A 14,225-nucleotide genomic window follows, 5' to 3' on the forward strand; every position below is an offset into this window, starting at 1 on the left:
TTCTAAACTGCTAGGGTGCGAATGTTCTTTTCCAAAGCTTTGTGGATTTCATGCCACTCCTGTTCGTATCCTGACACTTTTGCAGCGGTCGAAATTTGAGGCGTAATCACTGAGAGCTTTTCAAATAGTACCTCGGGATCGCTAATGGGTGTGGCCTCATCCGGGTAGCGGTTATAATCGACCTGGAAAAGGACTCTGCCATCAAAAAATAAATCCGCCAAATATTGATTATCGTCAGAAAACTTTAGATCAAACTCAATGGCTTCCTGTTTAGCAGGCCACTTTCTGTCACCCGTCGGTAGTTTGGCTATAGTGTTCGTGATTTTCTGTTTTAGTTTTTTTGGATAATCTAACTGCTCTTTGTTTACCAGTTTATTTAGTAAAAGAAGTAGGTCTAAAGAACCTGCGTCAAACGATTGATTTTCTCGCCGATCAAGGTTTGGAAAGTTTAAGGATTTTATTCCTACCAGGTCTGAAAAATCTTCAGTTACGTTCTCTATACCATTGGGACTATCATCTAGAATTCTTATCTTGATGTTCTCTTTGCCAAAGTTATCAATCCATTGCCTTAATGCGTTGCTGTAGTTATAAAAATGAGCGATATATTTTTCATTAAAAAAATCATCTTCGTCTCTTTTTGCTTTTATCTGGGTGCTGTAGCGGCTTACACATAGTGTAGATTGTGGCTTTAGGTAAATGATTATCGTGAATTCGTTGAAGCATGTTTTCAGTAAATGTTTAAGTTCTGTTGCATTCGTTCTTCGTGCGCTGAGGTGCTCAGAAGAGAGAATACAGGTGTGGATATCCTTTTTTTGTAGAATGAGCTTCCGGAAATAGGATCGAAAATTATTTTTCCAGGCTGTCTTTTCTGCATTTGGCAATCCGCCGATTGGGTGTTCCTTTATCCAATTTCCCTCACTACTATAAATCGCTAAAGATAGATGTGATGGGCCAGTTGCAAATTTTTGATTGAACACGGGGTAGAGATAACCATGCCTCTTTAATGCTTCATGATTACTACAAAAAAACCTTTGTATAGACGTGGATCCGGTTTTAGCGGTTCCAATATGTAGAATGCACTTCATTTACAGAAACTGGTTCTAGTTGATTAGGCAGTTACTTACTTTAGCAGGTACTGACGAGATAAGGGATTGAAATTGCCATACTCAGCCAATGAGCAGTCGCTGTTCTTGGCGAGGGGTACTGACAAGTCAACGGGCCGAAATTGGTAGACTTGGCTCATGAATACATACAAGGGTACCGAAGTATAAGACGGATAAAAGGCCTATGTGGGAAATTTTTCTCCCAGTATCCCGTTGCTTTTCGTGCATTGAATCAGGCGATCGGCATCGAACGTGCTGAAAGCGATCTCGCATTGGTTCACTTGCAAATCTTTTGTGGTCGTTTCCAGGTTGTAGCTCACAGAAGGGTACTGACAAGTTAACCCGGCCAAATTGCTAGAATTGGCGGATGAATACCTAAAAACGTCATAATTTCCACCAGATATCATCGCCTACGCCGTCTGGCTCTACTATCGCTTCAACCTTAGTCACCGGGATATTGAAGATCTTCTCGCAGAGCGAGGCATCATTGTCACTCGGGAATCGATCCGCCTTTGGTGCATCAAGTTTGGCGCCATATACACTCGGAGATTGAAGCGGAAGCATCGGGGATACGGTGACACTTTCTTCATCGATAAAGGTTTCGTGAAGATCAACGGCAAACAGCGCTATCTGTGGCGGGCCTTAGACCAGGATGGCGAAGTAGTGGATGTATACCTGCAGGCTAAACGGAATGGAGCTGCTGCCAAGCGCTTCTTCAGGCGGTTGTTACGTAGTCATGGCGGCGAACCCAGGAGGATTGTGACTGACAAGTTGCGGAGCTATGGGGTCTCTCACCGGGAACTGATGTCTGAGACAATACACAGTACTAGTCAGTATGAGAACAATCGGGCAGAGCAATCCCATGAGGCGACCAGGGTGAGGGAGCGTGGAATGCGTCGCTTTAAATCGATGAGGCAGGCCCAGAGGTTCGTTACTGCACATGCCGCTGTTCAGAATCTATTCAATCTAGGAAGGCACTTGGTCAGAGCTCAGCACTACCGGAATCTGAGGGTAAGTGCGTTCAATGAATGGAGTAGGGCGGTTGCTTGAGATTGGTTGGCTGATTCCTTTAACTCCGGGGAGTTAACTTGTCAGAACCCCATTTTTGAATAAAACCTTTCACAACTGCCTTTTTTGGCCAAAGCTTAATAATTGATTTAGCACGATGGCAAGCACGCCCGTAAAACTAAGCGCAGAACTAAAAATTGGCCTCAACCAAGTAGGCATCAGCGCATACAGTTCTGGCATTGCCTGTAAACTCAAACCAAAAGTCAATGAAACGCCAACCACAAACACACAAATTGCGTCTGGCTTCGAATCAATAATAATTTGTATGCCTGCCATAATCATAAAGCTCACGACAAAAATTAAGATCGCGCCCATGACAGGCATTGGCATAATTGCCAATATGCCACTCAATTTTGGCGAGAACCCCAACAGAATAAACAGCAAGCCAGCAACAAATCCGATAATACGACTTGTAGCACCAGAAGCCTTACTTAGGGAAACATTACTGGCAGAGGTGTCTGTCGCCATGCCACCCAATAAACCAGCTGCAGTGATAGAGCATGCATCCGCCATCAAACCGCCACCCATACGCTTGACATTGGGCCGCTGCCAATTTTTATCATTGATGCTTTCAGCCATAGCCAAATTTCCATAGGTCTTTAGGGCTCCGCAAATGGAAACGATAATAAATGCTGGCAGTAGAGACCAACTAAAGGAAATATCCATCATGGAGCCAAAAGAAGGCAAGCCAAACCAAGCGGCCTCCTTTACTTGATCAAAAGCATCGATGGATGTTGCGCCGGTTATAAACGACAATACATAACCGAAAGGCAAACCTAGCAACACACTATAGAGTTTTAATTTACCTCCTTTTATCACATTGGCTCCAATCATCACCAACAAGGTCAAGACAGCAATGGACAGATTGAGTGTATCGATATATTCATTACTGTAATTAACACCAAAAAATTTTGATACACCGAGAGGTATGATGCTAATAGCAACCATTAACACCACAACACCTGTTATTTCTGGTGGAAATAGAAAAGCCAATCGGTGAAAAAACCGAGCTAATAGCATTTCCACGAATCCTGCTGCTATAGTCATCCCTCGCATCAAAGGCAACCCACCTAACCAAGCGGCCTCCATAGATACGGCAAAGAAATTAGGACCACAAAGGTTGGGACACAATAAGCCCGACCCAATACCAGGACCTCGTGTAGCCTGAATAATAGTTCCTAATCCAGCGGCTACCATCGTCATCGCAACAACTATTCTCACATCATCCATTGTGCCGCCTATCTCTAGCACTAATACAACAGGCAGTACTAAAGTACTCGACATTAGAAAGATATGTTGAATCGAAAGTAAGAAAAGAATCGGTGTCGGGGGCTTATCATCTAAGCCATAAAGAAGTTCATCAGGTCTATTGGCCAATATAAACTCCTATTACATCCAGATCGGGGTTGCTAGAAAGTAGTCTGAGCCAACAATTAAGGTTTGATCCCCCACTTTAACTTTTTTGGCATAAATAGACTTACGAGTCATTTCAAATACGCCCGGATTTCGCCAAAGATACTGCAAACGTGCCTGATCCTTATGTTCCAGTTCTTTTAATAGTTTTTTGACCGGAAATTTCCCAATAGCATCTTGAAAAGGTAAAACACTACGTCCTTCCAAGGTAGGATAAGCCGGATCAAATATTGTACGGCCCTGCAAGTCAACTACAAACACATATGCATCGAGGAAAGAATATGGGGTTGCGCTGCTACGAAACTGTTTAAAAGCATAATTTTTTCCCTTCGCTTCCAAAAGCTCTGCTGCCATTTGAACACGATGCTCAACCACTGAACGCTCCGTCTTTAAGTTGTATGCCCCACTACCAACAAAATAAACCTTTCCATCTGGCCCGGCCACTTTACGTATATAGGCGCCTTTCCAATGGGGAAGCAACTCATCTTTGTCAGGCCATTTATAAAAAACCCAATCGCTTGCCTTCCCTGAAGATTGCTCTCCCACATTCGTTATTAGCTCGACAACAGGCTTACCATTTATATCACGAAAATCTTTCATATCTTTTCCCACCAGATCAGGCTGCACAGGATGAAAAAGACAAATACTTTCAGGACTGTAAACAAAGAGATAATACTGCCCATAATACCAACGAGAACCTTCTTTAGAAAAATCTTCGAAGGCCGCCTCACCCATCGTTGACAATAATTCAGCAGCAGCATTAACCAATTTTACAAGGCGCTGTGTATCACTATATTGATATACAATTTCTTCATGAAATTCTTCTGCAATGCTTTCAACATCTAGCATCATGGCGGATATAAGCACTAGCCAAAAAGTCTTGAGGAATACTGTTTTTGGGAGGGAAAGACCTAGAAACATCGTACCGCAGCCCCAAGAAGATTTTGAGTAAAGGTATAAGCAAGATAAACGCTACTTTCGAAACTAATGTAGTACAAACAACGGACTGCAGGCAACCACCTATTGCGGTCCAGGCTATGTCGATACCGCAGCAACATCAACGATAGTCGCGCGCGGCGGGCACCGCGCACAGTGATTGAGTTGATCAGTTGCCCACCAGTTGGGGCGAAGGAACTTCCCAGCTGCCATCAAAGTACTCGGCCTGTGGCGAGTAAATGCGGAACGTCGCGTTCCAGCCCTCGTAGATCTCGAGGTAGTTCTCCTGATCGGGTGAGCCACCAAAGCGCACAATCGTCTCTCCCTCGTCGTTCTCAGTAGCAAAAGTGCTGTTCAGACTAAAGTGCTCGCCTTGGGGGTAGCCGTCTTTGTCGTACACCGTAATCGACCAGAACGCGTTATTGGCCATGGGCACATCCTTCACCGTAAGGGTTTGGGGGTCGCTCGGTTCGTTATCGATAAACAGGTAGATCGCGCCTTCCTTGGTCAGGCCACCCCAGCCGACGGCGGGGCCAAAGTTGTGCATATCGTGAGTGATCTCGCCGCGAGCGCTGGCCATCTCTTCCGAGGGCACTTTATCGCGCACCGCGCGGGTCTGGTAGGCTTTGCGCATGGTCAGGATTTCGTCCATATCCCAGGCGTCGCTGGCGACGTAGCTCCCCGGTGCGTCTTGTTCCACCTGGATCTGATCCTGCAGCTCATGCACGGCTTTCAAGTCTTCCTCATCACCCATGGCCACCTGAGTGCGAAAGATCACAATCGCGTACTGCCCGCCCACGTTCTCCTGAGTGAGTTCATAGGTGCCGGGCTGCTGAAAAATAAACGGAATGTAGTGCTCTTCGTCCAATACCTCGGCGCTTTGATAGCGGCCGTTGGTCTCGGGCAGGGTGATGATCGCCGGCGTGGTGAGGTCCAGAATCAAAAACGAATAGATGGTGTCAAAGTTGATGCGCAAAATGGTGCGATCAGTGGGGTCGGGAGTATTGCGCAGGTGCATGAGTTGGCCCACGCCGCCGCCGCAGGTGGCAGCGGCGATCTTGCGCACGTAGTCGGCAAAAATGACCTGGCTCTCGGCCAGCGAGTAGTTCTGCTCATCCACTCTGGTAATGGGGCTTTCTTTAACCGAGAGCGCTGGGGCAGGACATTGGTCGTCAGCCAGTGTGATCTGCTGAGCGACCATAAGCGCGCCCCCTAGAGCCAGTATTGTGCCGGAGCGAATGCAGCGTTGTAGAAGAGTGTTACGGATGAGTACGGACATTCAAATCTCCTTGGCCCATAGTGGACGCTGTATACTCTGGGAAACTAATACAATTGCAGTGTGGTGTCTAAGTATAAGCGGGGTAAACGCTACCCTTGCTACTAATCTATTACAAACAACGGACTGCAGACAACCACCTATTGCGGTCCAAGCTATTAACTAGTGTTATCAATGAACCCAATGGATATAAAACACGTCATTAACGTCGTGTCTTTTGCTAGAGAATATCTTCTAAACGATATACGGCCCTGCCAGCCTCTTCCTTGAGCAGCATAATTCGTCACATTCCCTGTAATTTTTAGTAGTCGAAGAGACGTGCTTGAGACGGAGCCCGAGGTTCCGGTAGCTGATTTGCTGAGGCTGGAGCCGGCAATTTGGGGTACTGACAAGTTAACTTAGATTCGCTCCAAATGTGGAAACCACAAACCAAAATCTCAGGAAGTTACAGCCCAATGTGGGGGCCGATGACATATTTCTGGTCAGTCTAGGCTCGATTGTGTAGCGCTAGCCCGTGACCTCGAGTTAACTTGTCAGTGCCGATAAGAGATATCACTCAAAGGGAATTTTCTATGACACAACGCCATGTTGCGATTCTCGGGGCTGGTGCCACCGGCTGTTGCGCAGCACTGGAAGTTGCCGCCCGCGGTCACAGGGTCACACTGTACGAACGACAGGAACAGCCAGTGCGAGAGGCCAGCTATGCCAACGAGGGCAAGATTCATCTAGGCTATATCTACGCCAAGGATACCAGCCATCGAACAGCTCGTACCATGATCGACGGTTCGTTGGTGTTCGAGAGCTACCTGCAACGCTGGCTCGATTATCGCGCCGAAGACAGCCTGTCGACCCCCTTCTATTACGGCATTCACAGGGGGTCACTACAAAATGTCGATCAATTACTGGCCCATTACCAGTTATGCACCGACTACTGTAACGAACGATCGCGTGCACTCGGGCTAAACTACCTGGGCCAGGGGGGCACTTATCACCGCCGAGTCGCCGAGCGTAATTTCCCCAAAGACATAAACCCCGAGTATATTCCGCACCTTATCGAGACCGGTGAGTACGCGGTGGACCCCAGGGTGGTGGCGGAAAAATTGCGGGCGGCTATCGAAGAACACCCGCGCATTGATTTTCGCTCGGATCATGAAGTGTTGGCTGTCGAGGCTCGGCGGCAAGGCGACTTCAGGATTGAATTGAAGCACGCCGGTGCCGTGACCGACGAGTGGTTTAAACAGGTGGTCAATACAACCTGGTATCGACGCCTGCCGCTGGACCGCCCACTGGGCATCACCCCACCAGCAAAATGGTCACACCGCTACAAGTTTGCAAATCGCATCACTATTCCCCTTGCAGCGGCAGATCTGCCGTCACTCACCTGCGTACAGGGCCCTTTCGGTGACCTGGTCAATTTCGGTGACCGCGGCTTTTTTCTGTCCTGGTATCCCACTGGCCGCACCGGTATGTCTACCGAAGAGACGCCCCCGGAGTGGGACCGAGACTATAGTGATGAGCAACGCCGGGAAGTTTTCCAGCGCAGCTATGACGCTTGGGCGCTGCGCTGCCCGGCGCTGGACAAACTGGACTTCGGTAGGTCAGATATCGACCCGGTGGGCGGCGTGATCTATGCCTTGGGGACTACTGATGTGGACGAGCAGAGCAGTAAGCTACATGACCGCTTCGAAATTGGCATCCAGAGCCAGGGCCATTATCACAGTGTCGATACGGGCAAGTACACCCTGGCGCCGCACTGGGGCGTTGCCATCGCCGACAGGGTCGAGGGGCTGGCATGATGGAGCAGCCGCTGGTGTCGATCATCCTGGCCACCTATAACTGCAGCCATATCCTCAGATACGCCATCGACAGCGTCCGCGGCAATGCCTTTCAGGACTGGGAGTTAGTCATTGTCGGCGATCACTGCACCGACGATTCCGCTGAGTGCGTAGCAGCCTACAACGATCCGCGCCTGCAGTTTTACAATCTCGCACAAAACAGCGGCCAGCAAGCTACCCCCAACAATTTTGGACTTACCAAGGTGCGCGGTGACTACTTGGCTTACCTAAACCATGATGATCTGTACATGCCCTGGCACCTGGAAAGGATGCTGGCTTCGTCACAGGCGCACCCCGACAGTATTATCCTGACGGGCCTCGTCAATATCGTGGTGAATGATGGGGAAGAAACCGGTGATAATCTAACCTATCGGGAAGGCGGCGCCACTGCGCGCAGACCGCACTTTACACCCAGTCGCTGGCACGTAGCCTCGGGCTGGTTCATGCCCACGGCCCTGGCTCGCCGCGCGGGCCCGTGGCAGATGGAGTGTGAAACAGTGGTGACGCCTTCCCAGGACTGGCTGTTCCGGGCCTGGCGCTCGGGCATCCCCGTACACTGTGAAACCGACGTATCAATCATCACAATCGCCACTGGCAAGCGCGCCAATTTCTATCGCAAGCGCCGCGACGCTGAGCACCGCTACGTCTACGAGCAGTTTGTCATATCCTCGAGGCGGCACCAGGAACTACTCGATCGGGCCCGACAGAAATCCGTCGACGAAGAGCAGTACTGGCGTCGACGACTGCGCCGGCTCTATGAGCACATCGTGGGCAGAGCACTTAGTGCTTTGGGCATACATCCGAACACACTTGAGTTGCGACTCCGTTATGGGGGCCCAGGCGCTATGATTCGCCAATGGCAACGGCGCACCGGGAATAGCGTCTAGCACCCCTTGAACAGGTATTGCCAAGTTAACGTGCCGAAATTGGTAAAATCGCCCCGTGAATAGAATAACTATAAACGACACCGATTCCGGCTAGGCGCCCCTCACCTGATATTATTTGGGTACTGCCAAGTTAACGAGCCGATATTGATAGAATCGCCAGATGAATACCTACAAACGGCACAGATTCCGACCCGATATCATCAGCTACGCAGTTTGGCTCTACTGTCGTTTAAACCTAAGCCACCGAGACATCGAAGATCTACGCTCTGAACGAGGCATCACTGTCAGCCCCCCCCCGGCTGCACCCATGACCCTAGCCATACTCCGCCCGGGGTTTGCCGAAAAGTGACCAGTCTGGAGCGCTGTCAAATTGCCGGTACGTTGACGTAACCTGCCAGAAAGATCAACAGAATGCTCGGTGCAAATCCTCCTCAAAAAAAGCCACCTGCTGGATGGCTTTTTTGCAATGACTTCCTTGCTAAAGAGCTACTCGATCGCGAGTACCACTTGATTAATGGTGCCGGTAAAGCGCGTTTCTTCCGGACCTACACCAATGTCATCCGCCACCGGTGTCTGGTTATCGAGACCCACATCTGCTGTCTCGTCCGCCGAAAAGATCAGCGGCTGAGTTCGGCCAATTCTGCCGGAGGCCACCTTCTTACCATTTACTGTGATTGTCGCATCGCCGCCCTTACCCAAGCCGTCGCCGTCGTAGTCAAAGTCCATGACGATCGTTGCAGGGCCGGGCGGAATAGGCTCCTCCGCTGCCACAGTAAACCGCTCAAGGCCGAGGAAGTTGTAGGTGTAAATCGGTCGACCGTCCTTCATGTAAAGCGACCAACCGCCAAAACGGCCACCTTGGGTCAGGATCACCCCTGTTGCACCTTCGTCGACCTCTACATCGGCCGTAATACGCTTCGATGTGTTCTTGGAGTTCAAGAACGTATTCTCCAATATGCCATTCATGCCACCGTAAAGCGTCAGTGATTTGCGGCCGCCCAACAAATCAGGGCGTCCTGCGATAGCTGGATTCATGCGTTCTACGGTACGATCGTCGATCGGCAGCACGTTGTACTTCTCGGCCTCTTCCATAAAAGTGGCTTCCATCGCCGCCACACGCTCAGGGTACTGATCCGCCAGATTATTCACCAAGCTGAAGTCTTCCTTCGTGTTGTAGAGCTCCCAAACGTCATCCTCAAGCGGCTTTTGCTTGCCAGTCTGCCAAGGTGCGCGATGCAAGACGCGGGCGAACCAGCCATCCTGGTACAAGGCACGGTTACCGAACATTTCAAAGTATTGAAGCGTGTGCTGCTCAGGAGCATCAGCATCATTCAAGCTGAACATGAGGCTGGTGCCGGCCATGGGTTCCTGAACCGTTCCATTCACGCTTGTGGGCTCCGGCAGATTGGCAGCTTCGAGAATGGTGGGCGCAATATCGATCACATGAGAAAACTGGCTACGAATCTCGCCCTGACTTTCGATACCGTCAGGCCAGTGAACGATCATGCCGTTGCGGGTGCCGCCAAAGTCCGAAGCAACCTGTTTGGTCCACTTGAACGGCGCATCAAAAGCCACTGCCCAGCCCGCTGACATGTGAGGGAAAGTGTATTCGCCACCCCATTCATCGAGCCGCGGCAGAAGATCTTCGACCTTCTCCTCCACTTGATTGAAGTAAGTCATCTCGTTGTATACACCAATGAAGCCGCCCTCAGCGCTGGTGCCATTGTCCCCGGCGATATAAATAATCAGAGTGTTGTCGAGTTCACCGATATCCTCTACGGCATTAATCAATCGGCCCACGTTGACATCGGTGTGCTCCATAAAGCCAGCAAACACCTCAGCTTGACGTGCAAAGAGCTTGCGATGATCTTCAGGAAGATCTGCCCAGGCGCTGAGGTCTTCAGGTCTATCTGCCAACTGAGTCGTCTCGGGGATAATCCCCATCTTTTTTTGCGTTGCCACGGTGTCGACCCGAACCTGATCCCAGCCTTTGTCAAATTTACCCTTGTACTTGTCTGCCCATTCTTTGGGGACGTGGTGTGGTGCGTGCACGGCACCGGTCGCAAAGTAGATAAAAAAGGGCTTGTCAGGAGTCATCGAATGCTGCGCCTTCATCCAGCCAATCGCTTGATCGGTCATGTCATCGGTGAAATGGTAGCCTTCGACATGCGGCGGATTGACTCGAGTGACGCCATCGTAAACCAGCGGATACCATTGGTCGGTTTCACCACCGATGAAGCCGTAGAATTTGTCAAAGCCCGAGTGAGTTGGCCAACGGTCAAACGGACCCGAGATGCTGGTTTCCCAGGCGGCTGTCTCGTGCCACTTGCCGAACGCGCCCGTACTATATCCGTTGAGCCGTAACATCTCTGCCACCGGCGCAACTCGATTAGGAATTTTTCCGGTATTGCCCGGAAACGCTGTGGCGCTCTCCATGATCGAGCCGGTGTTGGCGGTGTGGTGGTTACGACCCGTCTTCAATGCATTACGCGTAGGAGAGCACAGTGCGGTCGTGTGAAAGTTGTTGTAGCGCAAGCCGCCCTCTGCCAGACGATCCATCGTTGGAGTATTGATTGGTCCACCAAATGGTGTGGTTGCGCCAAAGCCCACGTCATCGATTAGAATAATTATGACATTGGGCGCCTCCTCGGGAGCCTCGACCTTGAAGAGTGGCGGAGTCTCAACGTTACGTACATCGAGCTCCTTGAATTTGGGCGGGTCAGGTTCGGCGATAGGGAGATGGGTGCGGTCTACCTCATAGGCGTAGGAGCCAGTGGTCGCGGTCAGTAGAGCCACTGCCAGCCCGAACCCACGAGCGAGCTTTAGATTCCGATTATTGTGCATACTAATTCTCCTGAAGTAATTAGGGATTCACCCTGTAGTCAGGTGGCGCGAGCTTCCCCAATAACGATCTGATTGACGCTCTGAAGCCATCGCGAATTAATTGAGATTAAAGACTCGAATGGTCGATTAGTCAACACTATGTCGGTATAATCTGACGCTATGTCAGAAAATAGATCGAAAGCCAGTCTCGTGATAAACCCGCAGCCAAGCGGCAAAGTGGGTCGTACAGAACGTGCTCGTGCCGAGATTCAGAATGCGGCTATCCAGTTTCTATGGTCACGACCTTTCAGAGACTTGACCGTAGACAGGCTGATGCAGCAAACGGCTTTTAGCCGAGCTGCTTTTTATTACCATTTTACTGATCTCCATGAATTGATGGAGACACTATTAAGTAGTCTGGAAGCCAAGATAATGGAAGGCGGTAGCCCGTGGCTGTACGATGACGGAGACCCCGTTGCACTGCTGTGCGATAGCCTCGCTGCTGAAGTGCAGCTTTGCTTTAAGCATGGCCCGATGCTGAAAGCCATAAGTGATGCAGCCGGAGCGGACGAGCGCTTGGAGCGGGCCTGGTATGGCATGCTTGGGCGATTTGATGCTGCCGTCAGCAAGCGCATTCGCGATGACCAGGCACTTGGCCTGGTTGATGCTTTCGACCCCGAGCTATTGGCCATCTCACTAAACCAGTCCAATACGGCACTATACGTTCGAGCTTTTGGCCAAAAGCCTCGCCGCCAACCGGGGCCAGTGCTGGAGGTGGTTTTGCGCGTTTGGATATCATCTATTTATGGTGACAACTGGGTTACTAAACGAGCATCGACGCTGCATCGCAAAGCAGACAGGGCTAACCACGGTATTGCCAAGTTAAATCGCCGATATTGATAGAATCCGCGAATGAATACTTATAAGCGACATCGATTCCGGCTAGGCGCCCCCACCTGATATCATTTCTTACGCCGTCTGGCTCTGCTATCTATTCAATCTCAGCCACCGCGACATCGAAGATCTTCTAGCCGAGCGGGGCATCGCTGTATCCCGAGAAGCGATCCGTCTATGGTGTATCAAATTCGGCGCCATTTATACTCGCCGATTGAAGCGCAAGCACCGAGGATATGGTGATACCTTCTACATCGATGAGGTATTCGCCGGTGTGCCGGACCATTCAGATCAACGGCAAACAGCATTATCTGTGGCGAGCAGTTGATCAGGATGGAGAAGTCGTTGATGTATTCCTCCAGGCCAGACGCGACGGGGCATCTGCGAAGCGGTTTTTCCGGCGTCTATTGCGATCCCATAAAGGCGAGCCTAGGAAAGTCGTGACTGACAAGCTGCGCAGCTATGGTGTCGCGCATCGTGAACTGATTCCTGAGACGATCCACAGTACTCAGCAGTATGAGAATAACAGGGCTGAACAATCCCATGAGGCGACTAGGGTAAGAGAACGGGGGATGAGGCGGTTTAAGTCAGTGAGGCAAGCCCAGAGATTTGTGACTGCCCATGCAGCGGTTTCCAATTTGTTCAATCTGGGAAGGCATCTGGTCAAGGCGCAGCATTATCGAAATCTTAAGGTAGCTGCGTTTGCAGAATGGAGTAGGGCAGTGGCCTGAGACCAGGAGCATGGTTTCTCTGATCTCAAGAAGTTAGGTTGCCAGAACCATCACACGAGGCGACCGGAGTTAGAGAGCGAGGGATGCGGAAGTTCAAGTCGGTTGGGCAGGCACAGGGATTCGTGACTGCTCATGCCGCTGTTAGCAATCTGCTCAATCTTGGCCGTCACCTGGTTAGGGCGCCACACTGCCGGGATTTGAGGGCAGGTGCGTTTACAGATTGGAGCAGAGCGGTTGCATAACTATCACGCATCGGATTACTCTGGTCTCAATGAGTTAACTTGTCAGAACCTAAATCTGCAGTGTCGGAGAATAGTCTTTCAGCATTTTTCTGACTTCCAGCGCATGCTGCTCTTCGGCACTGATCTTGCCCCGCGCATATTCTTCTAACATCACGCTGGCGTCACTCACCTCATTCAAAAGTGACTGATAAAGGGTGACTGCATGCTGCTCGTGATCGAGGCTTTCTGCCAAAATTTGAGTCACAGAGTGATCGTTGGACTCCTCTATCTCGGCTATTTTCTGGCTGGGATGCCCATCTAAGCCAGTTATTAGCTCCCCCGCCTCAAGCGCATGCTGCAGACTTTCCGTGGCTTGCTCCTGCAAGAACTGCACGATGGGTTGCCTGTATGGGCCGATCACCATCAACGAGCTATGAGCGTATCTCACTACACCTGCCATCTCGTACTCGATGATCGTATTGAGAATTCGGCAAACCTTTTCCGTGTCCAGACTTTTCATAAGCTTTCTCTCAATTGTTTTGGTCGCGGTATCGATTGTTCTACGAGTGCCAACGCGTTTAGGTTTGCAAAGCCACTTCTTTTTCGTGCTCAAACGCCCACACTTTTTACACTGGTGCGATATCGGCTTTGAACTTTTCTGTAAATGGCTTCTCTCGCGAACTTTTTTTGATTTACAAAGCGTTTTTTTCATAGCTAAGGTCTAAACAACCGCAGAGATATCATGTTGAAGTAACAAAACATAGAAAACCAAGGTATCGAGGCGCAACAAGTATAGGACAAATAGACGGCCTGCTGTGAGTAGATTTCCTCACTGATCGTGCTAACTGATCTGTAGAAATTCTCGAAATACCCTCCTATGAGCCTGAGACGTTGTTGGCTACGGTGATCTCGCAATTCATATCCGTCCATTCCTGAACGAGAGCCCGCAGTAGCCCGTGCCGTGGGTCTTTCAGTGGCGTCTTTGTTGATATGGGTTTGGGAGGTACTGACAAGTTAACTCAGACTCGCTCCAAATGT

The 14,225-nt window shown here is 50.2% G+C and carries 10 protein-coding genes and 3 pseudogenes; 7 read left to right on the plus strand and 6 right to left on the minus strand.

Features of this window, described 5'->3' with window-relative positions:
* Positions 1-2: 2 nt before the first annotated feature.
* The gene (locus tag EYC82_RS16310) at positions 3-977 is read right to left on the minus strand and encodes a hypothetical protein (RefSeq protein WP_279250603.1); all 975 of its coding nucleotides are present in this window, start codon (positions 975-977) and stop codon (positions 3-5) included.
* A gap of 528 nt (positions 978-1,505) precedes the next feature.
* Here EYC82_RS16310 and EYC82_RS16315 point away from each other — a divergent pair.
* Complete coding sequence (locus tag EYC82_RS16315) at positions 1,506-2,153, plus strand: IS6 family transposase (protein ID WP_279250712.1); 648 nt, start codon at positions 1,506-1,508, stop codon at positions 2,151-2,153.
* 69 nt (positions 2,154-2,222) lie between these two features.
* Here EYC82_RS16315 and EYC82_RS16320 read toward each other — a convergent pair whose 3' ends face one another.
* The 3 genes from EYC82_RS16320 to EYC82_RS16330 form a co-directional block, all read right to left on the minus strand.
* Entirely contained in the window at positions 2,223-3,548 is a 1,326-nt protein-coding gene (locus EYC82_RS16320) for a uracil-xanthine permease family protein (RefSeq protein ID WP_279250604.1), read from the minus strand.
* A 12-nt stretch (positions 3,549-3,560) separates the two neighbouring features.
* Positions 3,561-4,505, minus strand: a complete 945-nt coding sequence (locus EYC82_RS16325) for a cache domain-containing protein (protein ID WP_279250605.1) — start codon at positions 4,503-4,505, stop codon at positions 3,561-3,563.
* A 184-nt stretch (positions 4,506-4,689) separates the two neighbouring features.
* Positions 4,690-5,799 carry a DUF1254 domain-containing protein gene (locus EYC82_RS16330; protein ID WP_279250606.1) on the minus strand — a complete coding sequence of 370 codons (1,110 nt, stop codon included), beginning with the start codon at positions 5,797-5,799 and terminating at the stop codon, positions 4,690-4,692.
* 569 nt (positions 5,800-6,368) lie between these two features.
* On the opposite strand from EYC82_RS16330, the gene EYC82_RS16335 reads away from it, so the two are divergent.
* The 3 genes and pseudogenes from EYC82_RS16335 to EYC82_RS16345 form a co-directional block, all read left to right on the plus strand.
* The gene (locus tag EYC82_RS16335) at positions 6,369-7,592 is read left to right on the plus strand and encodes an FAD-dependent oxidoreductase (RefSeq protein ID WP_279250607.1); all 1,224 of its coding nucleotides are present in this window, start codon (positions 6,369-6,371) and stop codon (positions 7,590-7,592) included.
* Positions 7,589-8,518: a glycosyltransferase family 2 protein gene (locus tag EYC82_RS16340; protein WP_279250608.1), complete on the plus strand. Its 930-nt coding sequence runs from the start codon at positions 7,589-7,591 to the stop codon at positions 8,516-8,518. The genes EYC82_RS16335 and EYC82_RS16340 overlap by 4 nt, the downstream gene beginning before the upstream one ends.
* Positions 8,519-8,678: 160 nt before the next feature.
* Positions 8,679-8,807, plus strand: a pseudogene (locus EYC82_RS16345) (IS6 family transposase); the annotation flags it as partial.
* A 197-nt stretch (positions 8,808-9,004) separates the two neighbouring features.
* Here EYC82_RS16345 and EYC82_RS16350 read toward each other — a convergent pair.
* Entirely contained in the window at positions 9,005-11,362 is a 2,358-nt protein-coding gene (locus EYC82_RS16350; protein ID WP_279250609.1) for an arylsulfatase, read from the minus strand.
* Positions 11,363-11,521: 159 nt separating this feature from the next.
* On the opposite strand from EYC82_RS16350, the gene EYC82_RS16355 reads away from it, so the two are divergent.
* The 3 genes and pseudogenes from EYC82_RS16355 to EYC82_RS18220 all read left to right on the plus strand — a co-directional run.
* On the plus strand, positions 11,522-12,241 hold the full coding sequence (locus EYC82_RS16355; protein ID WP_279250610.1) for a TetR/AcrR family transcriptional regulator: 720 nt from the start codon (positions 11,522-11,524) through the stop codon (positions 12,239-12,241).
* Positions 12,242-12,253: 12 nt separating this feature from the next.
* Positions 12,254-12,966 (plus strand): annotated as a pseudogene (locus EYC82_RS16360) (IS6 family transposase).
* 44 nt (positions 12,967-13,010) lie between these two features.
* A pseudogene (locus tag EYC82_RS18220) lies at positions 13,011-13,208 on the plus strand (IS6 family transposase); the annotation flags it as partial.
* A 49-nt stretch (positions 13,209-13,257) separates the two neighbouring features.
* On the opposite strand, the gene EYC82_RS16365 reads toward EYC82_RS18220, so the two are convergent.
* Positions 13,258-13,707: a ferritin-like domain-containing protein gene (locus EYC82_RS16365; protein ID WP_279250611.1), complete on the minus strand. Its 450-nt coding sequence runs from the start codon at positions 13,705-13,707 to the stop codon at positions 13,258-13,260.
* Positions 13,708-14,225 lie beyond the last annotated feature (518 nt).

It is taken from the genome of Candidatus Marimicrobium litorale, from assembly GCF_026262645.1.
Taxonomy (GTDB): domain Bacteria; phylum Pseudomonadota; class Gammaproteobacteria; order Pseudomonadales; family Halieaceae; genus Marimicrobium; species Marimicrobium litorale.

Bases quoted from the DNA above. Each gene is read 5' to 3' on its own strand.
- EYC82_RS16355 (WP_279250610.1), top strand. From the start codon at position 11,522: ATGTCAGAAAATAGATCGAAAGCCAGTCTCGTGATAAACCCGCAGCCA.
- EYC82_RS16365 (WP_279250611.1), bottom strand. From the start codon at position 13,707: ATGAAAAGTCTGGACACGGAAAAGGTTTGCCGAATTCTCAATACGATC.
- EYC82_RS16350 (WP_279250609.1), bottom strand. From the start codon at position 11,362: ATGCACAATAATCGGAATCTAAAGCTCGCTCGTGGGTTCGGGCTGGCA.
- EYC82_RS16335 (WP_279250607.1), top strand. From the start codon at position 6,369: ATGACACAACGCCATGTTGCGATTCTCGGGGCTGGTGCCACCGGCTGT.
- EYC82_RS16330 (WP_279250606.1), bottom strand. From the start codon at position 5,799: ATGTCCGTACTCATCCGTAACACTCTTCTACAACGCTGCATTCGCTCC.
- EYC82_RS16340 (WP_279250608.1), top strand. From the start codon at position 7,589: ATGATGGAGCAGCCGCTGGTGTCGATCATCCTGGCCACCTATAACTGC.
- EYC82_RS16325 (WP_279250605.1), bottom strand. From the start codon at position 4,505: ATGTTTCTAGGTCTTTCCCTCCCAAAAACAGTATTCCTCAAGACTTTT.